The organism is Pseudomonas kulmbachensis (genome assembly GCF_963681935.1).
Classification (GTDB): domain Bacteria; phylum Pseudomonadota; class Gammaproteobacteria; order Pseudomonadales; family Pseudomonadaceae; genus Aquipseudomonas; species Aquipseudomonas kulmbachensis.
In genome coordinates this window covers 477,762-498,311 of the sequence record NZ_OY817088.1, presented here as the reverse complement: position 1 = coordinate 498,311, position 20,550 = coordinate 477,762, and the positions used below count along the sequence as shown (strand labels likewise).

At 59.1% G+C, this 20,550-nt stretch carries 18 protein-coding genes; 9 read left to right on the top strand and 9 right to left on the bottom strand.

Going from position 1 to position 20,550, the window contains the following annotated elements; all coding sequences use genetic code 11:
- Nucleotides 1–24 precede the first annotated feature (24 nt).
- The 8 genes from U5A05_RS02395 (at nt 25) to U5A05_RS02360 (ending at nt 8,640) form a co-directional block, all read left to right on the top strand.
- Entirely contained in the window at nt 25–819 is a 795-nt protein-coding gene (locus U5A05_RS02395; RefSeq protein ID WP_261740683.1) for a carbon-nitrogen hydrolase family protein, read from the top strand.
- Between the two features lie 39 nt (nt 820–858).
- Nucleotides 859–3,306, top strand: coding sequence for a pyrroloquinoline quinone biosynthesis protein PqqF (gene pqqF / locus U5A05_RS02390; RefSeq protein ID WP_321835522.1), 2,448 nt, complete (start codon nt 859–861; stop codon nt 3,304–3,306).
- A 153-nt stretch (nt 3,307–3,459) separates the two neighbouring features.
- Nucleotides 3,460–3,534, top strand: coding sequence for a pyrroloquinoline quinone precursor peptide PqqA (gene pqqA / locus U5A05_RS02385; RefSeq protein ID WP_003444522.1), 75 nt, complete (start codon nt 3,460–3,462; stop codon nt 3,532–3,534).
- Between the two features lie 95 nt (nt 3,535–3,629).
- Nucleotides 3,630–4,541, top strand: a complete 912-nt coding sequence (gene pqqB, locus U5A05_RS02380; protein WP_321835520.1) for a pyrroloquinoline quinone biosynthesis protein PqqB — start codon at nt 3,630–3,632, stop codon at nt 4,539–4,541.
- Between the two features lie 132 nt (nt 4,542–4,673).
- The gene (gene pqqC, locus U5A05_RS02375) at nt 4,674–5,426 is read left to right on the top strand and encodes a pyrroloquinoline-quinone synthase PqqC (RefSeq protein WP_261740680.1); all 753 of its coding nucleotides are present in this window, start codon (nt 4,674–4,676) and stop codon (nt 5,424–5,426) included.
- Nucleotides 5,423–5,698 carry a pyrroloquinoline quinone biosynthesis peptide chaperone PqqD gene (gene pqqD / locus U5A05_RS02370; protein WP_261740679.1) on the top strand — a complete coding sequence of 92 codons (276 nt, stop codon included), beginning with the start codon at nt 5,423–5,425 and terminating at the stop codon, nt 5,696–5,698. Before pqqC ends, pqqD begins: the two co-directional genes overlap by 4 nt.
- A 7-nt stretch (nt 5,699–5,705) precedes the next feature.
- The gene (pqqE, locus tag U5A05_RS02365; protein WP_321836483.1) at nt 5,706–6,842 is read left to right on the top strand and encodes a pyrroloquinoline quinone biosynthesis protein PqqE; all 1,137 of its coding nucleotides are present in this window, start codon (nt 5,706–5,708) and stop codon (nt 6,840–6,842) included.
- Nucleotides 6,808–8,640, top strand: a complete 1,833-nt coding sequence (locus U5A05_RS02360) for a S9 family peptidase (protein WP_321835517.1) — start codon at nt 6,808–6,810, stop codon at nt 8,638–8,640. Before pqqE ends, U5A05_RS02360 begins: the two co-directional genes overlap by 35 nt.
- Before the next feature lie 169 nt (nt 8,641–8,809).
- Here the strand turns inward: U5A05_RS02360 and U5A05_RS02355 are convergent, their stop codons facing one another.
- Both U5A05_RS02355 and U5A05_RS02350 read right to left on the bottom strand, forming a co-directional pair.
- Entirely contained in the window at nt 8,810–8,968 is a 159-nt protein-coding gene (locus U5A05_RS02355; protein WP_004419451.1) for a YqaE/Pmp3 family membrane protein, read from the bottom strand.
- 185 nt (nt 8,969–9,153) lie between these two features.
- A complete protein-coding gene (locus U5A05_RS02350) occupies nt 9,154–10,437 on the bottom strand; it encodes an aspartate aminotransferase family protein (RefSeq protein WP_321835514.1) in 1,284 nt (427 codons plus the stop codon).
- A 217-nt stretch (nt 10,438–10,654) separates the two neighbouring features.
- Here U5A05_RS02350 and U5A05_RS02345 point away from each other — a divergent pair, with 217 nt between their 5' ends.
- Nucleotides 10,655–11,554, top strand: a complete 900-nt coding sequence (locus U5A05_RS02345) for a LysR family transcriptional regulator (RefSeq protein ID WP_261740676.1) — start codon at nt 10,655–10,657, stop codon at nt 11,552–11,554.
- Between the two features lie 266 nt (nt 11,555–11,820).
- Here U5A05_RS02345 and U5A05_RS02340 read toward each other — a convergent pair whose 3' ends face one another.
- From U5A05_RS02340 to bioB, 7 genes are all read right to left on the bottom strand, one after another.
- Nucleotides 11,821–13,599 carry an acyl-CoA dehydrogenase C-terminal domain-containing protein gene (locus U5A05_RS02340; RefSeq protein WP_261740675.1) on the bottom strand — a complete coding sequence of 593 codons (1,779 nt, stop codon included), beginning with the start codon at nt 13,597–13,599 and terminating at the stop codon, nt 11,821–11,823.
- Between the two features lie 255 nt (nt 13,600–13,854).
- Entirely contained in the window at nt 13,855–15,660 is a 1,806-nt protein-coding gene (locus tag U5A05_RS02335) for a phenylacyl-CoA dehydrogenase (protein WP_261740674.1), read from the bottom strand.
- A gap of 280 nt (nt 15,661–15,940) precedes the next feature.
- Nucleotides 15,941–16,621, bottom strand: a complete 681-nt coding sequence (bioD, locus tag U5A05_RS02330; RefSeq protein ID WP_261740673.1) for a dethiobiotin synthase — start codon at nt 16,619–16,621, stop codon at nt 15,941–15,943.
- Nucleotides 16,618–17,430: a malonyl-ACP O-methyltransferase BioC gene (gene bioC / locus U5A05_RS02325; protein ID WP_321835511.1), complete on the bottom strand. Its 813-nt coding sequence runs from the start codon at nt 17,428–17,430 to the stop codon at nt 16,618–16,620. Before bioC ends, bioD begins: the two co-directional genes overlap by 4 nt.
- Complete coding sequence (locus tag U5A05_RS02320) at nt 17,423–18,154, bottom strand: alpha/beta fold hydrolase (RefSeq protein WP_261740671.1); 732 nt, start codon at nt 18,152–18,154, stop codon at nt 17,423–17,425. Before U5A05_RS02320 ends, bioC begins: the two co-directional genes overlap by 8 nt.
- The gene (gene bioF, locus U5A05_RS02315) at nt 18,147–19,319 is read right to left on the bottom strand and encodes an 8-amino-7-oxononanoate synthase (RefSeq protein WP_261740670.1); all 1,173 of its coding nucleotides are present in this window, start codon (nt 19,317–19,319) and stop codon (nt 18,147–18,149) included. The genes U5A05_RS02320 and bioF overlap by 8 nt, the downstream gene beginning before the upstream one ends.
- 171 nt (nt 19,320–19,490) lie before the next feature.
- Nucleotides 19,491–20,546 carry a biotin synthase BioB gene (gene bioB, locus U5A05_RS02310; RefSeq protein WP_261740669.1) on the bottom strand — a complete coding sequence of 352 codons (1,056 nt, stop codon included), beginning with the start codon at nt 20,544–20,546 and terminating at the stop codon, nt 19,491–19,493.
- Nucleotides 20,547–20,550: the final 4 nt, after the last annotated feature.

Below are 20,550 nucleotides of genomic sequence, written 5' to 3'. Positions count from 1 at the left end.
AGCGTTGATTAACAGGAGAGCCCCATGCGCGTCGCCCTTTACCAATGCCCGCCTCTACCGCTGGATGTCGCGGGCAACCTGCAACGCTTGAGTGAAATTGCCCGGCGAAGCAAGGACGTCGACCTGCTGGTCTTACCCGAAATGTTCCTCACCGGCTACAACATCGGCGTGCAGGCGGTGACCAGACTTGCGCAAGCCAACGACGGCGAAGCAGCACGGCAGATCGCCGAACTGGCCAAAGCCACTGGCATGGCAATTGTGTATGGCTACCCCGAGCGCGGCGAAAACGGGCATATCTACAACAGCGTGCAGTTGATTGATGCCCACGGCAAAAGCCTGTGCAATTACCGTAAAACCCACCTGTTCGGCGAGCTCGACCATTCGATGTTCACCAAAGGCCCCGACGCCTTCCCGGTTTTCGAACTCAATGGCTGGAAGCTTGGCCTGCTGATTTGCTACGACATCGAGTTCCCGGAAAACACCCGCCGCCTGGCCTTGGCCGGAGCCGAACTGATCGTGGTACCTACCGCCAACATGGCGCCGTACGACTTTATTGCCGATGTCACTGTGCGTTGCCGAGCCTTCGAGAACCAATGCTATGTGGCCTACGCCAACTATTGCGGGCGCGAAGGCAGCATTCATTACTGCGGCCAAAGCAGTATCGCCGCACCCAACGGCTTGCAAGTTGCGCTGGCCCAACAAGACGAAGCCCTGATAACCGCCACCCTGGAACGCCAACAGTTGCTGGATGCCAAAACTGGAAATTTCTACCTGGCAGACCGTCGCCCCGAGCTTTATCGCGAGCTGAGCACGCGCTAAATCCGCTAGCATGAGCGCTTCTCTGTTCCGGAAGTGCCCATGCCTGCGCTGAACCACCCTCACACCCAACGTTTGACCTGTAAATCCGGTCTGACTCTTTGCGTGCGCCATGAGCCGCGCCTTAAGCGCTGCGCGGCCGTTTTACGGGTTGCCGCAGGCAGTCACGACGTGCCCGCAGCCTGGCCCGGCCTGGCACACTTTCTGGAGCACTTGCTGTTTTTGGGCACCGAGCGCTTCCCGGCACCAGACAGCCTGATGGCTTACGTGCAGCGCCACGGCGGCCAAGTGAATGCCAAAACCTGCGAACGACACACCGACTTCTTTTTCGAACTGCCGACCGCAGCCTTTGATGGCGGTGTTGAGCGCTTGTGCGACATGCTCGCCCACCCGCGCATGAATCTGGATGAACAACTACGCGAACGTGAAGTGCTACATGCCGAATTTATTGCCTGGGCCCGTGAGACTTCGGCACAGCGCGAGATGAAACTTTTCCAGCCCCTGAACCCGGCTCACCCGTTACGGGCGTTCCATGCGGGCAACCGGTATAGCTTGCCAGTACCGCGTGCGAGTTTTCAGCAGGCTCTAAAGGACTTTTACCAGCAGTACTATCAGACCGGGCAAATGACCTTGAGCCTGACCGGCCCGCAATCAGCGCAAGACCTGATTGCCCTGGCTGAACGCTATAGCGCCGCACTGCTGCGCGGCGACCGCGTTCAACAGGCCAGTGCACCGACCCTGATGGCCAGCACCGAACCGCACTATCAACACATCGACGGCCCTCGCCTGAACCTGATGTTCGCCCTCGAACAGTTGCCGCTCGCGTGCGCTAAAGCCCTGGAGTTTCTGTGCCACTGGATCAATACCGACAAAACCGGCGGTCTCCTCGCACACTTGCGCCAGCAGCAACTGATCGACATCCTGAAGGCCACGCCGCTCTATCGCTTCAATGGCCAGGCCCTGCTGCACGTTGAGTTCACTGCCGCTACCGACATTGCTCAACGTGCCTCGCAAATCCGCGACACTTTCCATGACTGGCTGGCGTTTTTCAGCGCACAACAGGATTGGCCAGCGCTGCGTGACGAGTTCCGCCTACTGCAACAGCGCCAGCAAGATGTCAGCAGTGCACTGGAACTGGCCCGCAGCGATTGTGAGGATCGCACACCCGGCCTGTCAGACCAGGACACATCTACCCTCAAGACAGTACTGGAACAGATGCAGCCAAGCGCAATGCCGTCATCGCAATATGACTGGCAACTGCCTGCGCCCAATCCGTTTCTGCACGCGGCGAAAGAACCGCTCAATGCCGGTCTGATTCGCGGACAAACCAGCGCTCACCGAGGCTTGCGAACCTTTGCGCAGGATCGTTTGCGCAGTCGCCGTGACGTGTCCGCCATGAGTTTCAGCACGGCTATCCCCGGCCATAACGGCGAGGCCGCGATTTACCTGCGCTGGCGGTTGTCCGCAGCCCCTGCCATCAGCCTGCTGAGAGCGCTGCAAACCAGCCTGCGCTCGCTTGTACTTGATGCTCGCGAGGCTGGGGTCGAACTTTCGCTCACTGGCGCGGGTAATGACTGGCTACTTAAAATGCACGGTTTCCATGAGCCGATGCCCGCCATTCTGGAACACGCGTTGCGCACACTCAGCGCGCCTGCAAATGAACAGCCAAGCTACACGCCACCTGCCGCACCCTTGATGCCGATTCGCCAACTGCTTGAGCGCCTGCCCGAGCTATGCCAGCCCGTTAGCGGGTCTGCCGTCAGCGACCTGCAACACTGCTGGGGCCAGGCACGTTGGGACGGGCTGGCGGTAGGGCTGCCAGCCGCCACGCACGCCCTGATCACACCCGTACTGAATAAGGTCCCCGGTACTCCGGATGCGCAGCTTGTACAGCACTCTGAACCGCAGACCCAACGCCATTGGCACACCGAAAACTGCGATTCAAGTGAACAGGCACTCATCCTGTTTTGCACCGTTCCAGCAGCAACACTGGCTGACGAAGCCGCCTGGCGCCTGCTCGCCCAAGTGGCGCAAACCCCGTTCTACCAACGCCTGCGAGTCGAGCTGCAATTGGGTTATGCGGTATTCAGTGGCCTGCGCCAAATCAATGGCCAAACCGGCCTGCTGTTCGGCGTGCAATCGCCCCACGCATCTACGGCGCAAATCCTTGAGCACATCCAGAATTTCCTCGCCAATTTGCCGAGTCTGATCTCGGCACTGGATGAAACAACTTTCACACAGACCCGCTCAGCCTTGGCACAACAATTCTCGACCGAGGCCCTGGGCGTGCTTCAAGCCAGTGAATTGGTATGGCAAGCAAAGCTGGCAGGCCACCCGTCGGATTACCTGACGGGTCTCTACACTGCACTTATGACGATGGATACAGGCACTACACTGAAAGCTGCCGAGCAAATTAACTCGCCCGCCAGCCGCTGGCTGTGTCTTGCAACAAGTCCACCAACTGAAACGTTTTATCAAGGGAGAAGCTGATCGTTACCAACCCTGTAATTAGCTTTCTCCGACATTGGGCGTTCAAAAACAGTTAAATTTAGTAATATTGCTCCCTAAGCTTTTGAACAACTCCTTAGGGAGCTGGACTAATCAAGAGACACCCATTCACCCACCCGCTGAAGGAGTCACCTAATGGCTTGGACTAAACCCGCTTACACCGATCTGCGAATTGGCTTTGAAGTCACCATGTACTTCGCAAGCCGTTGATCTGCCTGCCTCTTGAATAAAAGAGCCAAGCAGGGCAACCCAACGCCTCGGTTCGCCGGGGCGTTTTTATTTTCAGCTTCGCAAGAGAACACCTCATGTTCGTCCAGATTCTAGGTTCCGCCGCTGGCGGCGGATTCCCGCAGTGGAACTGCAATTGCGTCAACTGCTCGGGTTTTCGTGATGGCAGCCTGCGCGCCACCGCCCGCACCCAGTCCTCCATTGCGATTTCCGATGACGGCGTGAACTGGGTTCTATGCAACGCCTCGCCCGATATTCGCGCCCAGCTGCAAAGCTTCGCCCCGATGCAACCGGGCCGCGCCCTGCGTGATACCGGGATCAGCGCGATCATCCTGATGGACAGCCAGATCGACCACACCACTGGTCTGCTCAGCCTGCGCGAAGGCTGCCCACATGATGTGTGGTGCACTGATATGGTCCACGAAGACCTGAGCACCGGCTTCCCGCTGTTCACCATGCTCAAGCACTGGAACGGGGGCCTGAACTGGAACCGCATCGAGCTTGAAGGCTCGTTCACCATCCCGGCCTGCCCCAACCTGCGTTTCAGCCCGCTGCCATTGCGCAGTGCAGCACCGCCTTATTCGCCGCACCGTTTCGACCCGCACCCAGGTGACAACATTGGCCTGATCGTCGAAGACCTGCGCACCGGTGGCAAGCTGTTCTATGCGCCTGGACTGGGCAAGGTTGATGCGCCGTTACTCGAAATCATGGCCGGCAGCGACTGCCTGCTGGTGGACGGCACAATGTGGGATGACGACGAAATGCAGCGCCGTGGCGTCGGCACCCGTACCGGCCGCGAAATGGGCCACCTGGCGCAAAACGGTCCCGGCGGCATGCTCGACGTGCTTGAGCAACTGCCGGAGCAGCGCAAAGTACTTATTCACATCAACAACACCAACCCGATCCTCGACGAAGACTCTGCCGAACGTGCCGAACTGGTGCGCCGGGGGGTTGAAGTGGCCTTTGATGGCATGAGTATCGAGTTGTAATTGAACCATCCAACTTTTTAGCCGCTGCCGCAGGCTGCGATGGCTGCCTAGCGGCCTCGTTGTTATGAAGGGTCTACGACCCTTATCGCAGCCTGCGGCAGCGGCTACAAAAGCATTTTTTGGAGGCGCCCGATGACCCAAGTCCCACTCTCAACCGCCGAATTCGAGGCCGCCCTGCGTGCCAAAGGCGCCTATTACCACATCTACCACCCCTATCAGGTGGCAATGTACGAAGGCCGCGCGACCCGCGAGCAGATTCAGGGCTGGGTCGCCAACCGCTTCTACTATCAGGTCAATATCCCGCTCAAGGACGCCGCCATCCTGGCCAACTGCCCGGATCGCGAAGTACGTCGCGAATGGATTCAACGCCTGCTCGACCACGACGGCGCCCCCGGCGAAGACGGCGGCATCGAAGCCTGGCTGCGCCTGGGCCAAGCAGTCGGCCTGGACCCGGACCAACTGCGCTCCCAGGAGCTGGTACTGCCCGGCGTGCGCTTCGCGGTGGACGCTTACGTAAACTTCGCCCGCCGCGCCAGTTGGGAGGAAGCCGCCAGCAGCTCGCTGACCGAGATGTTCGCGCCGCAAATCCACCAGTCGCGACTCGACAGCTGGCCCCAGCATTACCCGTGGATCGACCCGGCCGGCTATGAGTACTTCCGCACTCGCCTGGGCCAGGCCCGACGCGACGTGGAGCACGGGCTGGCGATCACCCTGCAGCACTACACCACCTACGCGGGCCAGCAGCGCATGCTGGAAATTCTGCAGTTCAAACTCGACATCCTTTGGAGCATGCTCGATGCCATGACCATGGCCTACGAACTGGACCGCCCGCCTTATCACAGCGTGACCAGCGAACGGGTCTGGCATAAAGGAATCACCTTATGAACTTCGATCGCAGCAAAATCCCCACCTGGCGTACCGGCTACCGGTTTCAGTACGAACCCGCGCAAAAAGGCCATGTGCTGCTATACCCCGAAGGCATGATCAAACTCAATGAAAGCGCCGCACTGATCGGCGGCCTGATCGATGGCCAACGCGATGTCGCGGCCATTATTGGTGAACTGGACAAACAGTTCCCCGGCGTACCTGAGCTCGGTGCCGACATCGAGCAATTTATGGAGGTCGCTCGTGCAGAGCACTGGATCGAACTCGCCTGACCGCCTGATGCCGTTGCCCCCCAAGCCCGACGTGGGCCTGCCGCTGTGGCTGCTGGCCGAGTTGACCTATCGTTGCCCGCTGCAATGCCCGTATTGCTCCAACCCGCTGGACTTCGCCCAGCAAGGCAAAGAGCTAAGCACTGAGCAGTGGATCAAGGTCTTTCGCGAAGCGCGGGAGATGGGCGCCGCTCAGCTTGGGTTCTCCGGTGGCGAGCCGCTGGTGCGTCAGGACTTGGCAGAGCTGATCGGCGAGGCCCGCACGCTTGGCTTCTACACCAACCTGATCACCTCGGGCATCGGCCTGACCGAGCAAAAAATCAGCGATTTCAAAAAAGCCGGGCTGGACCATATCCAGATCAGTTTCCAGGCCAGCGACGAGCAAGTGAACAACCTGCTGGCGGGCTCGAAAAAGGCCTTCGCGCAAAAGCTCGAAATGGCCCGCGCCGTAAAAGCCCACGGCTATCCGATGGTGCTGAACTTCGTCACCCACCGGCACAACATCGACAAGATCGACCGCATCATCGAGCTGTGCATCGCCCTTGAGGCCGACTTTGTCGAGCTCGCCACCTGCCAGTTCTACGGCTGGGCCCAGCTCAATCGCGTTGGCCTGCTGCCGACCAAGGAACAGCTTGTCCGGGCTGAGCGCATCACCAATGAATACCGGGCCAAGCTTGAAGCCGAAGGGCATCCCTGCAAGCTGATTTTCGTCACTCCGGACTATTACGAAGAGCGCCCCAAAGCCTGCATGAACGGCTGGGGCAGCATCTTTTTGACCGTGACACCTGACGGCACGGCACTGCCGTGTCATGGTGCACGGCAAATGCCGGTCGAGTTTCCCAATGTGCGCGACCACAGCATGCAGCACATCTGGTACGACTCGTTTGGCTTCAACCGTTTTCGCGGTTATGACTGGATGCCCGAGCCCTGCCGCTCGTGCGACGAGAAAGAAAAGGACTTCGGCGGCTGTCGTTGCCAGGCCTTTATGCTCACCGGAGACGCCAGCAATGCCGACCCGGTCTGCAGCAAATCGCCACAACACGACCTGATTCTCAAGGCGCGCGAAGAAGCCGAGCACGCCACCCAGACCATCGAACAATTGGCCTTCCGAAATGAACGAAACTCGCGCCTCATCGCTAAAAGCTGAACCATTCAGCGCCGCACTCGCCGTTGCCGCCGGGGTCGATTTCGCAGAGTTGCGAGTCGGCCCACAGGGCCTGTTCTGGAATGAATATCGCCCACAAGACGCCGCCTCCCGCATCTGGCACTGGCGCGATGGCCTGGCACACTGCCTGACGCCCAGCGGTTTCAGCGCACGCAGCAGGGTGTACGAGTACGGCGGTGGCGCGTTTTGCCTGAGCGATGAGGCCGTGGTGTTCGTCAACGAAGCCGATCAGCAACTGTACTTGCAACCTCTGGACGGCACCGCCCCACAAGCGCTGACCCAAGGCACATGCCGCTACGGCGGCCTGCAGTTTGCTGCCGGGCTGGTGCTGGCCGTCGAAGAGAATATTGATCAGCATCGACTGGTCAGCATCAACCTCAGCACCCTTGAGCGCCGGGTATTGGCCGAAGGTGCCGACTTCTATGCAGCGCCCGCGCTGAGCCCTGACGGCCAACGCCTGGCCTGGGTTGAGTGGAGCCGCCCGCATCAGCCGTGGACATCGACCCGCCTGATGCTGGGCGAAGGCCAAAACGCAGGTCTCTGGAATACCGCGCAATGTCTGGCCGGTGATCTGGGCGAAGAATCGCTGCAACAGCCGCGCTTCGACGAACACAACCGCCTGCATTGCCTGACCGACCGTGCAGGTTTCTGGCAGCCGTGGGCTGAGTCCGGCGAAGGCCTGGTGCCCGCACCCGGGGCTCGCGCCGATCACGCCCCGGCTCCCTGGCAGTTAGGTACCTGTACCTGGCTGCCCCTGGGTGAACAGACCTATCTGGCCAGTTGGACCGAAGCCGGTTTCGGACATTTGGGCATCCGCTCGGCTGACGGTAACCTTGAAGACTTCACCGGCGATTACAGTCATTTTCGCAGCCTGGCGCTGGATGACGAGTTTATTTACTGCATCGCCGCATCACCGGTACGCCCTTCAGCGGTGGTCCGTATTCGCCGCGCCGACCACCAGGTGGACGTGCTGGCCGGTGGCGCGGCGCCGTTGCCACCCGAGCGCATCAGCCGTCCGCAAACCCTGCGCTATCCTTCGGGCGGTGGCCAGGCTCACGGGTTTTTCTACCCGTCGATGCACGGCGAAAGCAAACCGCCATTGCTGGTATTTATTCACGGCGGACCGACTTCTGCCTGCTACCCGATGCTCGACCCGCGTATTCAGTACTGGACCCAGCGCGGCTTTGCCGTGGCCGACCTCAACTATCGCGGCAGCAGCGGCTATGGCCGCGAATATCGCCAAGCCCTGCATCTGGAATGGGGAGTGGTGGATGTCGAAGATGCCTGCTCAGTTGTCAGTTATCTCGCCGAACAGGGACTGATTGATCCCGACAACGCATTTATTCGCGGCGGTAGCGCGGGCGGTTACACCACCTTGTGCGCACTTGCGTTCAACCAGGTGTTCCGCGCAGGCGCCAGCCTGTATGGCGTCAGCGACCCGATTGCACTGACGCGCGCTACCCACAAGTTTGAAGGCGACTACCTGGACTGGCTGATTGGCGATCCCGAGCGCGACGCAGCACGCTACGCGGCGCGTACTCCATTGCTGTTCGCCAGCCAGATCAGCGTGCCGGTGATTTTCTTCCAAGGCGAACTGGACGCCGTCGTGGTGCCGCAACAAACCCGCGACATGCTCCAGGCCCTGCAAGACAACGGCATCCCGGCCCAAGCGCATTACTACCCCGACGAACGCCACGGTTTTCGCAAAGCCAGCAATCAGGCCCACGCGCTGGAGCAGGAATGGTTGTTTTACAGCCAGGTGATGCAAGCTGATGAATAACTTGTAGCAGTTGCCGAAGGAACGAGGCTACGTCCGGCTGCGCAGCAGTCGTAAACCAGTCAGCCTTGGTGTTACAGATGTATCGCGCTAACCGGGTTTGCGACGATTGCATCGTCGAACGCAGCCTCGTTCCTTCTGCAGCTGCTACAGATATCTACAGTCTTAAAGATTAGCGCTTGGCGATAATCCACACCGCGTGCACGATCCCCGGGATGTAACCGCATAGGGTCAGCAGAATATTCAGCCAGAACGCCCCGGCAAAACCCACTTGCATAAACACGCCCAGTGGCGGGAGCAGGATGGCGAAGATGATTTTAATAAGGTCCATACAGTCAGCTCCCTAATAATGGTGGGCTCAATCAAGCCCTGCCATTAATCGACTCTGAGCGCGGACCAAAGGTTCACTCAGACTTATCCACAACCCAAAAAAAACGCCCTGTGCCGAAGGAATCAGGCACAGGGCGACGCGTTATACCGCGAGACGGTTCTTTAAATTCTGTATGGCGGCGGCAATCAGACGGCGACCCCGCGACGGCACTGCAATTGCGCCGTTCGTACCCGAGCAAATGCCCGGGCCAGACGCAGCAACATCTCATCGACATTGCCTTTGCTCACGCACAGGGCCGGGGTAAAGCGCAGGCAGTCGGGCTGCGGCGCGCTGATCAGCAAACCCTCGTACAGGGCAGCCTTGACCACCGCTTCTGCTGAGTCATCCGACAAGGTCAGCCCCCACAACAAGCCCTGTCCGCGCAATTCACCCTGTGCATAACTATTGGCCAACCGGCCCAAGCCCTCGCGCAGGTGCTGCCCCGTGTCGCGTACTTGTTGCAAAAAGCTTTTTTCCAGCAGCGTGTCGAGCACCGCCAAACCAGCGGCGCTCATCAGCGCGTTGCCGTGATGAGTGCCACCCAACTCACCAGGCTCCAGACAGCACGCCTTGCCCCTGGCCAGCAACGCGGCCAGTGGCACACCGCCGCCCAGGCCTTTGCCCAGAGTGATGATGTCGGCACGAATGCCGTAGTTCTGTTCCGCCAACAAGGTGCCGCAACGCCCCATACCGGTCTGGACTTCATCCAGGATCAGCAGAATTCCCAGTTCGCGGCACAACCGCTCAACACCCTTGAGGTAATGCTCGGTCGCCGGGATCACACCGGCCTCGCTTTGCACCGGCTCCAGCATGATGGCCACGGTCTGTGCATCGACCGCCGCATGCAACGCGGGCAAATCGTTAAACGGCACATTGATAAAGCCCGGCAATTGCGGCTCGAAACGGTTATCCAGCGTCGCACTGCCCGAGGCCGACATCGCACCAAAGCTGCGGCCGTGACAGCTGCGGCTGGCGGTGATAATCCGATGGGCGCCACCGCGATGCAGTTGCCCCCATTTGCGCGCCAGCTTGATCGCGCCCTCGTTGGCTTCAGCTCCGGTATTGAGTAAATGCACCTGATCGCAGCCAGTGCTTTCGCACAAACGCTGCGCCAGGTTCAGCATCCCGCGGTTTAAAAAGCCCGCCCCCGGATTCATCAACGATTGAGCTTGATCGGCCAACGCCTTGACCACAGCCGCCGGACTGTGGCCCAGGCTATTGGCCGCACCGCCCTGGGTGAAATCCAGATACGCACGGCTGTCACTGTCCCACATCCACGACCCCTGCCCCCGCACAAACACTTGAGCTTCGCGCTCAACGCAGGGCATCAGGTACTCACGGGCAGGGTGGTTGCCAGAAATGGACGGCGCAGAATGCGCAGCCATCTCTTCAAGGCTGGGGGAGTGACGACGCAGGTTAAACAGGTTCATGCACGCGGACCTTGTGACCATAAACAGATTCGATTTGCAACTACTGGCAGTTCAGTCGGAAGGTAAACCTCTTGATGGGTTTATTGCCTTGCCTATGTAAAACACCGCTACAAATCAGCATCTCAGGCTCGATGAGCCTTCTAGAATGGGCGTAGACTAGGCGCCTGCGGGCCGTTGAGCCATTTCGTTTTTTAAGTATTTTCGATAAGTAAAACTTATGGATTTCAAGCAACTGCGTTATTTCGTCGCGGTCTATGAAGAAGGCCATGTTGGACGCGCTGCCGAGCGGCTTTCTATCTCGCAGCCAGCCTTGTCGCAGCAGATTCGCCAGCTCGAACACACGCTTGATGTCAGCCTCTTTGAGCGCAGCAGCAAACGACTGTTGCCCACCCTGGCGGCGCACACGCTGTACAACCACGCATTGCCACTGCTCGACGGTTTACAGCGGGCCAAAGAGGCCCTGCACAACTTCCAGGGCCAGGCCCTGCGCACTATTGCCATCGGTGTTCTGCAAACCGTGCATACCAGCCTGGTGCCGCAAATGCTTGAGCGAGTACGACAGGCTCAACCCCACTTGGTGGTACAGATTTACGAACTGACCGGGATCGAGATCGAACGACGCCTGCTCAATGGTTCACTCGACATCGGTATCAGCTACCTGCCGCCACGACAGCCGGGGCTGCACGGGATGATGCTGTACGAAGACGAACTGCAACTGGTGATCCCTGCCGATCATCCATTGCGCGAATTCAAGAAAGTCTCGCTGAGTCAGGCCGCTGAACTACCGATGTTGCTGCTGGGGGAAGAGTTTCAGGTACGCCAGATCTGGCAAACCCAGCTCGCCAACCTGGGCCGACGACCGCAGGTTCAGGCTGAGCTGAACACCATGGCCGGGATTCTCGACAGCCTGCCTCACAGCAAACTGGCCACCGTACTGCCGGGACGCTCGCGTCAGCAACATGACGACAAGGCTCTACTGTGGAAACCGCTGAGTGAGCCGAGGGTGCCGCTAAAGGTGGGGTTGGTGTGCCGCGATGTGCAACGTCAGCAGGCAACATTGGGGTTGTTGCGCACACTGCTTGAGGATGTGATGCATCCACAGGCCACCACGATGTAAATGTGGGAGCGGGATATGTTGAAACCCGATCAAACAGAAAATACTGACGCACAAAAAAGAAAACCCCGCCGAGGCGGGGTTTTGCAGACTGTTTCCCTGACTTCCTTTTCACTCCGCCATCCTGGCAGAATCCTACGTGTCCGTGTTGTTGCTTTGAGCTTCCTGCTCTACGTCCATGAGAAGTAGATTACCCATGGATCCAATCTGGCGATATGGGCGATTGGCAGCATGTTATGTAAGCAAATGCTTACAACGTACTAAACAGGTTAAAAATGTGCTTCATCCAGCAGATAAAGCGACTCACTGCCCGCCTTCACCGAAGCGCTCAAGGAGTGGATACGCGGCAGCAAACGTGCGAAATAGAAGCGTGCAGTCCCCAGTTTGCTGACATAGAACGCTTCATCGGACTCTTTACCTAACGCAGCCTTGGCCATCAGCGCCCACATATATGCATACGCGGTGTAACCAAAAACCTGAAGGTACTCGACAGAAGCTGCACCGATCTCGTTCGGGTTGCTCTGCGAACGGTCCAGGACCCAGGCGGTCAACTGATCAAGTGTGTCCAAAGCTGCAGCCAATGGCTGGGTGAACTCATTCAAGTCGCTGCTTGCAGAGGCGATGAACTGACGAATCTCATCGGCAAATAAACGGTAGTAAACACCGCGATTACCAACGATCTTGCGCCCCACCAGATCCAGCGCCTGGATACCGTTGGTGCCCTCGTAAATCTGGGTGATGCGCACATCACGCACCAGTTGCTCCTGGCCCCACTCACGAATATAGCCATGACCGCCGAACACTTGCTGACCATGCACGGTGGTTTCAAGGCCCAGGTCGGTCAAGAAGGCCTTGGCGACCGGGGTCAACAACGCGACCAGATCATCCGCCCGCTCACGCGCAGCCGGGTCTTCGCTGAACTTGGCGATATCCAGTTGATTGGCAACGTAGGTCGAAAAAGCCCGCCCGCCTTCGTTCGAGGCTTTCATCGTCAACAGCATGCGCCGCACGTCAGCGTGCACGATGATCGGATCAGCCACTTTGTCTTTGGCCTGAGGGCCGGTAGCTGCGCGCCCTTGCAGACGGTCACGGGCATATTCCACAGCGTTCTGATATGAACGCTCACCCGAGGCCAGGCCCTGAATCCCAACGCCCAGACGCTCGTAGTTCATCATGGTGAACATTGCGGCCAGGCCGCGGTTGGGCTCACCTACCAGATAGCCCACAGCTTCGTCGAAGTTCATCACGCAGGTGGCCGAAGCCTGAATACCCATTTTGTGCTCGATCGAGCCGCAGGTAACCGGGTTGCGATCACCCAGGCTGCCATCGGCATGGACCATGAACTTGGGCACCAGGAACAGCGAAATACCTTTAGGCCCGGCCGGCGCATCCGGCAGTTTGGCCAGCACCAGATGGATGATGTTTTCCGTCAGGTCGTGCTCGCCGCCGGTGATGAAGATTTTGGTCCCGCTGACCTTGTAAGAACCATCTGCTTGAGGCTCGGCCTTGGTGCGAATAATCCCCAGGTCCGTACCGGCATGGGGCTCGGTCAAGCACATGGAACCGGCCCACACACCCGAGTACATATTCGGCAGATAAGTGGCCTTCAATTCGTCGCTGGCGTGGGCGTTGATAGAGACACAGGCCCCGGCTGTCAGCATCGGGTACAAGCCGAACGACAGGCTGGAGGAGTTGATCATTTCTTCGACCTGGGCCGATACCGCCTTGGGCATGCCCATGCCGCCGAACTCGGGGTCACCCCCCACGCCAACCCAACCGCCTTCAGCGTAGGTGCGATAGGCATCGACGAAACCGGCCGGGGTGGTTACCGCGCCATTGTCCCAGTGGCAACCTTCTTCATCGCCGCTACGACTCAGCGGTGCGATGCTTTTAGCGGTGACCTTGCCCGCTTCTTCGAGTATGGCTTCAACCGTTTCAGCATCTACGGTCTCTGCCAACGCAGGCAATTGCGCCCAAAGTGTAGCGACCTCGAAGACTTCATTGAGGACGAAGCGCATATCGCGCAGGGGCGCTTTGTAGTCAGCCATGGCAAACCTCGTAATCTGTAAACGGCGATTAATGTAGGACCCAGTCTATCTTAACGACGATGTCGATACATAGGGTCATGCTGTGACCAATGCAAAGATAACAGTCACTCGGATATGTATTGCGTGGGAGCGAGCCTGCTCGCGAAGGCTTTCGCGAGCAGGCTCGCTCCCACAGATGGTTTCTTGAGGAGTGCCCGAAAGAAAAAAAGCTGCGAACCCCATGGGAACGCAGCTTTTTAAATGACCCGCCGAGGCTTAGTAGCCCAGGTCGAAGTCTTCTTCTTTCATGTCCATCAGGTTGGCAGCGCCCGACAGCATGGTGGCAACGTGTGCGCGAGTGCGCGGCAAGATGCGCTGGAAGTAGAAGCGCGCAGTTTGCAGCTTGGCTTTGTAGAAGGCTTCTTCCGAAGTACCTGCCGCCAGCTTTTCAGCCGCCAGACGGGCCATGTCAGCCCAGAAGTACGCCAGGCACGCATAACCGGAATACATCAGGTAATCGACCGAGGCCGCACCTACTTCTTCACGGTCTTTCATGGCTGCCATACCGACCTTCATGGTCAGCTCGCCCCATTCCTTGTTCAGTGCAGCCAGCGGAGTCACGAATTCCTGAACGGCTTCGTTGCCTTCGTTGGTCTGGCAGAACTTGTGCACGATCTTGGTGAAGCCCTTAAGCGCTTCGCCTTGAGTCATCAGCACTTTACGGCCCAGCAGGTCGAGTGCCTGGATACCGGTGGTGCCTTCGTACAGCATCGAAATGCGGCTGTCGCGAACGTTCTGCTCCATGCCCCACTCGGCGATAAAGCCGTGGCCGCCGTAGATTTGAACGCCGTGGTTGGCGGACTCAAAACCGACTTCAGTCATGAACGCTTTAGCGATCGGAGTCATGAAAGCCAGCAGTGCGTCGGCTTTCTTCTTCTCTTCTTCATCAACACCGTATTTGACGATGTCGACTAGCTTGGCGGTGAAGTAAACCATCGCACGGTTGCCTTCGGCGAAAGCCTTCATGGTCAACAGCATGCGGCGAACATCCGGGTGAACGATGATCGGGTCAGCTGCCTTTTCAGGTGCTTTAGGGCCGGTCAACGAACGCATTTGCAAACGGTCGCGAGCGTATTTCAAACCGCCCTGGAAACCGATTTCTGCGTGGGACAAGCCCTGCAGGGCGGTGCCCAGACGTGCGGTGTTCATAAAGGTGAACATGCAGTTCAGGCCTTTGTTCGGCGGGCCGATCAGGAAACCTGTAGCGCCGTCGAAGTTCATCACACAGGTAGCGTTACCGTGGATGCCCATTTTGTGCTCAAGCGAGCCACAGGACACGGCGTTGCGCTCACCGATGCTGCCATCGGCGTTAGCCTTGAACTTGGGCACGATAAACAGCGAAATACCTTTGGTCCCAGCCGGTGCATCCGGCAGGCGGGCCAGTACGATATGGACGATGTTGTCGGCCATGTCGTGTTCGCCGGCCGAGATAAAGATCTTGGTGCCTGAAATCTTGTACGAGCCGTCAGCCTGAGGTTCAGCCTTGGTGCGCAGCAGGCCGAGGTCCGTACCACAGTGCGATTCGGTCAGGCACATGGTGCCGGTCCATTCGCCGGTCACCAGTTTGCTCAGGTAGGTCTCTTGCTGCTCGGCGGTGCCGTGCTCGGAGATGGTGTTCATCGCGCCATGAGACAGGCCTGGGTACATACCCCACGACCAGTTGGCAGCGCCGACCATTTCACTTACCGCCAGGCCCAAAGACTCCGGCAGGCCTTGGCCACCGTGCTCTACGTCGTGCGCCAGGCTTGGCCAGCCGCCTTCAACGAATTGCTTGTAGGCTTCTTTAAAACCGGTAGGGGTTTTAACCCCGGATTCACTCCAGGTGCAGCCTTCGATGTCACCCACGCGGTTCAGAGGTGCCAGCACCTGCTCACAAAACTTGGCGCCTTCTTCAAGAATGGCGTCAACCATATCTGGAGTAGCGTCCTGGCAAGCCGGCAGGCTCTGATAGTGCGCTTCGTAACCGAGCAGTTCGTCACGAACGAAGCGAATATCACGCAAGGGGGCCTTGTAGTCAGGCATAGCGATAAACCTCTGCTGATGAATCCGGGAGATGAACAACCGCGTGGATTTGTTATAGCGGTCAAACAGTTGTTTGAAACATACGTTTACGCCTATTTATTGTCAAGCAGCGCGAAGCCGCCGTTCGTCTTAGGTCGGATTTGTCAGGTAAAAGGAAAAGGAATGGTGGGAGCGAGCCTGCTAGCGATACAGGCGACGCGGACAGTCTGTCAGACCGAGCCGATGCCATCGCGGGCAAGCCCGCTCCCACAATAGATCGTGGTCTGAATTGGAGCGGCTTTCAGTCCAGCAAATCGAGTTGCAGGTATTCAGCCACGGACTGTGCCGACGCTGATTTCAACTTTGGCACCCGCCCCAGGCAGGGTGCGGGCAAGCGTTCCGCCAGGGTGGCGAGGTTTTCTTCCAGGCGTGAAGTTTTCGGGCCAATGATATTGGCCACCCAGCCAGCCAGTTGCAGGCCATCCCGGGCAATCGCCTCGGCCGTCAATAATGCATGGCTGATACAACCCAAACGCACGCCCACCACCAGAATTACCGGCAGGTCCAGGGCCTGCGCCAGGTCCGACAAACTGTCTTGCCCTGACAGTGGCACGCGCCAGCCGCCAGCGCCTTCAATCAAGGTGAAATCTGCCTGTTTGGCCAGGATCTGCTGCATGGGCGTCAGCAACGAGCGCACCGTCAACACCACCCCGGCTTCACGCGCAGCAATATGCGGGGCGATTGCCGGTTCGAACGCGACCGGGTTGACCTCGGCATAACTCAGTTCGATGGTGCTTTCAGCCATCAGCGCCAGCGCGTCCGCATTGCGCAAACCCTGTGGCGTGACTTCACAGCCAGACGCCACCGGTTTGCCCGCTGCCGTGCTCAGCCCGGCGGCGCGCGCGGCATACAACAAACCTGCTGCCACCGTGGTTTTGCCCACATCCGTATCTGTACCGGTAATGAAGTACGCAGGGCTCATCGCGCTTTCTCCAAAATGCCGTAGACCACCTGATACGTCGCCGGTAGCCCGAGCGGTTGACGAAACTGCTCATAGGCGCCAATCAACCCCTGAAGCCGTGCCCTTCCGGTCAATCCTTCGGGGCGCCCTGGATTCAGATTGTGAGCCCCAAGAGCTTTCAGTTCATGAGTCAACTGGCGAACTTGCGGGTAGTGCAGCACATGCGCCTGATTGTGCAAGCTGGCAACGTGCAACTGGCTGTCTGCACACAACTGCTGATAAGTCTCGAACTCACGAAAGCGATTGACGTGAACCTGACCATCAACCGCCCGCCAACTGTCGCGCAGCTCACTCAAAGTGCCCACGCACAAACTGGCAAATGCCAACACACCACCGGGCTTGAGCACACGATGGGCTTCGCTCAGAACCGCTCTGAAATCAGCGCACCATTGCAACGCCAGACTGGAAAAAATCACGTCGCAACTGTTCGACTGCAGCGGCAGGCTTTCGGCATCGCCGGCAATAAAATGCTGCGCCCCACCCAAGGGCCGGGCATACGCCAGCATGCCTTGGGCGATATCCAGCGCCAGCCCTTGGCTATTGGCAAAACGCTGGCCCAACTCACGGCTGAAATAGCCCGTACCACTGCCCAGATCCAGCCAGCGTTGCGGGGTTAGCCCTGGCGGTAAACGGGTAATCAGTTCGTGGCCAACGGCACGTTGCAACTCGGCGACACTGTCGTAGCTGCTCGCCGCACGGGAAAACGAAACCGCCACCTGACGCTTGTCCGGCAAGCTGGCCGCAAGCATCGCAATACTCAAATCATTCATCGCCCGACTCGTGTAAAAAAGCCTGGATTGCCGCCGCCAGTTCATGGGGGGCTTCCAGCAAAAATGCATGACAGGCCTGTTCGATCAGGCCCACTTCGACATCGGGTAATAACGCCAGCACATCGGATGCAGCCTGTACCGGCACCAGGGCATCGAGCCCGGCATACAGATGCAATTGCGGTCCGTTGAACCGCTGCAAGGCGGCCCGCGTGTCCAGCTTGCCCAGCAATTCAAGACCCGCCAACAGAGTGTCCGGCTGGGCTTTCGGCGCAGCGCCCAATAGCAGCCCGGCCAGTGCCCGAGACTCATGTGAACCTTGGCTGCACAGCAGGCAAAAGCGCTTCAGGGTGGTGTTGGGGGCATCGCGAAAACCGCTCAGGAACGGCTCAAAAGTAGACGCGGGCATCGCGCTTGGCCAATCCTCGCGACTGACAAAGCTCGCGTTACTGGCCAATGTCACCAGCCCGCAACACCGATCGCCCCGACGCGCGGCCAGCTCGCTGGCGAGCATCCCGCCCAGCGACCAGCCGCCCAGCCAGACGTTATCGGGCAGGGTCGAGTCGAGCTCATCGAGCCAGTCGTCAAGATCGGCGGACAACAGCACCGGCAGCGGTTCGATTTCAACCCGCAAGTGCTCGTCCAGCCCACGTAAAGCCACAGCCAGCGGCTCCAGGGGTGAAACCCCCAGGCCCCAACCCGGTAGCAGAATCAAACGATCACGCATGATCTCGCTCCAACGTACGCCAACAGTCGTCGAGTGCACTTAACAATAGCTGCACCTGGGCCTCTGTGTGGGCAGCCGACAAGGTCACACGCAAGCGTGCGCTGCCTGCAGGCACCGTGGGCGGGCGAATGGCGGTCACCAGCAAGCCGCGCTCGCGCAGCATCTGCGACAAGCGAATAGCCCGGCCACTGTCGCCAATCATGATGGGTTGGATTGGGGTAAAGCTGTCCATCAATTGCAGGCCGATTTGCTCGGCGCCACGACGGAATTGACCGATCAAGGTGTTCAAGTGCTCACGGCGCCAGTGCTCGGTGCGCAACAGCTCAAGGCTTTTCAACGTGGCACAGGCAAGTGCTGGCGGCTGGCTAGTGGTGTAAATGTAAGGGCGGGCGAACTGGATCAGGCTTTCGATCAGTTCTTCGCTGCCCGCTACAAATGCACCGCTGGTGCCAAATGCCTTTCCCAACGTACCGACCAGCACCGGCACATCGTCCATGCCCAAGCCGAAGTGTTCGGCGATTCCGCCGCCATTGGCGCCTAACGGGCCAAAGCCGTGGGCATCGTCCACCATCAGCCAGGCACCCTTGGCCTTTGCTTCAAGGGCCAGTGCGGGCAGATCGGCCAGGTCGCCGTCCATGCTGAACACGCCATCGGTGACCACCAGCGTGTTGCCGCAGGCCTTCTCCAGACGTTTAGCCAAGCTGACCGCATCGTTATGCAGATAGCGGCTGAACCGCGCACCGCTCAACAGACCCGCATCCAGCAACGAGGCATGATTGAGCCGGTCTTCGAGCACCGTATCGCCCTGCCCCACCAGCGCCGTGACGGCACCCAGATTGGCCATATAGCCGTTGCTGAACAGCAGTGCCCGCGGGCGGCCAGTGAATTCGGCCAGGGCTTCTTCCAAAACGTGATGCGCAGTGCTGTGACCGATAACCAGATGCGACGCACCGCCGCCCACGCCCCAGCGCGACGCACCGGCCTGCCAGGCTTCGATCACCTGCGGGTGATTGGCCAGCCCCAGATAGTCGTTATTGCAGAACGCGAGCAGAGGCTGCCCGTCGACCACCACCAACGGCCCTTGCGGGCTTTCCAGCAGCGGGCGCTGACGATACAGGTTATCGGCACGGCGAGCGGCCAGACGGGCGCTTAAATCAAAAGACATGCTGGCCTCGATGAGCGTTCGTAGCAGCTGCCGAAGGAACGAGGCTGCGTTCGGCGGCAAAGCCGTCGTAAATCCAGAGCACACGTTTTGACAGGAAAACTGTGCAATCCGACTTTACGACGGCTTCGCCGCCGAACGCAGCCGTCGGCAGCTGCTACGGGGATATGTGATTTAAACCGCAGCGTTATAGAACTGCTCGCTGGATTTCTGATCGCGCAGCGCGTGTTCGATCACCGCCTGATGCACTTCGTCTGCGTGATCTTCGCGGGCTTCGGGCAAGATCCCCAGGCGGCTGAACAGTTGCATGTCCTTGTCCGCCTGCGGATTGGCCGTGGTCAGCAATTTGTCACCGTAGAAAATCGAGTTGGCCCCGGCAAAAAACGCCAACGCCTGCATTTGCTCGTTCATTGCCTCACGTCCGGCCGACAGGCGCACATGGCTGTGCGGCATCATGATCCGCGCCACGGCCAGCATGCGGATGAAATCAAACGGGTCGATGTCTTCGGCGTTTTCCATTGGCGTACCGGCCACTTTCACCAGCATGTTGATCGGCACCGACTCCGGGTGCTCCGGCAGGTTGGCCAGTTGGATCAGCAGGTTGGCGCGGTCGTCCAGCGACTCGCCCATGCCCAGAATCCCGCCGGAGCAGATTTTCATCCCGCTATCGCGCACGTAACTCAGGGTTTGCAGGCGCTCGCTGTACGTACGAGTGGTGATGATGCTGGTATAGAACTCGGGCGAGGTGTCGAGGTTGTGGTTGTAGTAATCGAGACCGGCGTGGGCCAGTGCGGCAGTCTGCTCCTGATCGAGCTTGCCCAGGGTCATGCAGGTTTCCAGGCCCATGGCCTTCACGCCTTTGACCATTTCCAGCACGAAGGGCATGTCTTTGGCCGACGGGTGCTTCCAGGCCGCGCCCATGCAAAAGCGGGTGGCACCGATGGCCTTGGCGCGCTGTGCTTCTTCGAGCACCTTTTGCACTTGCATCAACTTCTCTTTCGCCAGGCCAGTGTTGTAGTGGCCCGACTGCGGACAATATTTGCAATCTTCCGGGCAAGCGCCGGTCTTGATCGACAGCAGCGTCGAAACCTGTACCCGATTGGCATCGAAATGCTTGCGGTGAACGGTCTGCGCCTCGAAAAGCAGGTCGTTGAAAGGCTGGGTAAACATCGCCCGGACTTCGGCTAAAGACCAATCATGTCGCAAGTTGGCAAGGCTGCTGGCGCTCATCGGC

Coding starts and splice junctions, on each gene's coding strand:
- U5A05_RS02395 (WP_261740683.1), top strand. CDS start 25: ATGCGCGTCGCCCTTTACCAATGCCCGCCTCTACCGCTGGATGTCGCG.
- pqqF (WP_321835522.1), top strand. CDS start 859: ATGCCTGCGCTGAACCACCCTCACACCCAACGTTTGACCTGTAAATCC.
- pqqB (WP_321835520.1), top strand. CDS start 3,630: ATGTTCGTCCAGATTCTAGGTTCCGCCGCTGGCGGCGGATTCCCGCAG.
- pqqC (WP_261740680.1), top strand. CDS start 4,674: ATGACCCAAGTCCCACTCTCAACCGCCGAATTCGAGGCCGCCCTGCGT.
- pqqD (WP_261740679.1), top strand. CDS start 5,423: ATGAACTTCGATCGCAGCAAAATCCCCACCTGGCGTACCGGCTACCGG.
- pqqE (WP_321836483.1), top strand. CDS start 5,706: ATGCCGTTGCCCCCCAAGCCCGACGTGGGCCTGCCGCTGTGGCTGCTG.
- U5A05_RS02360 (WP_321835517.1), top strand. CDS start 6,808: ATGAACGAAACTCGCGCCTCATCGCTAAAAGCTGAACCATTCAGCGCC.
- U5A05_RS02355 (WP_004419451.1), bottom strand. CDS start 8,968: ATGGACCTTATTAAAATCATCTTCGCCATCCTGCTCCCGCCACTGGGC.
- U5A05_RS02350 (WP_321835514.1), bottom strand. CDS start 10,437: ATGAACCTGTTTAACCTGCGTCGTCACTCCCCCAGCCTTGAAGAGATG.
- U5A05_RS02345 (WP_261740676.1), top strand. CDS start 10,655: ATGGATTTCAAGCAACTGCGTTATTTCGTCGCGGTCTATGAAGAAGGC.
- U5A05_RS02340 (WP_261740675.1), bottom strand. CDS start 13,599: ATGGCTGACTACAAAGCGCCCCTGCGCGATATGCGCTTCGTCCTCAAT.
- U5A05_RS02335 (WP_261740674.1), bottom strand. CDS start 15,660: ATGCCTGACTACAAGGCCCCCTTGCGTGATATTCGCTTCGTTCGTGAC.
- bioD (WP_261740673.1), bottom strand. CDS start 16,621: ATGAGCCCTGCGTACTTCATTACCGGTACAGATACGGATGTGGGCAAA.
- bioC (WP_321835511.1), bottom strand. CDS start 17,430: ATGAATGATTTGAGTATTGCGATGCTTGCGGCCAGCTTGCCGGACAAG.
- U5A05_RS02320 (WP_261740671.1), bottom strand. CDS start 18,154: ATGCGTGATCGTTTGATTCTGCTACCGGGTTGGGGCCTGGGGGTTTCA.
- bioF (WP_261740670.1), bottom strand. CDS start 19,319: ATGTCTTTTGATTTAAGCGCCCGTCTGGCCGCTCGCCGTGCCGATAAC.
- bioB (WP_261740669.1), bottom strand. CDS start 20,546: ATGAGCGCCAGCAGCCTTGCCAACTTGCGACATGATTGGTCTTTAGCC.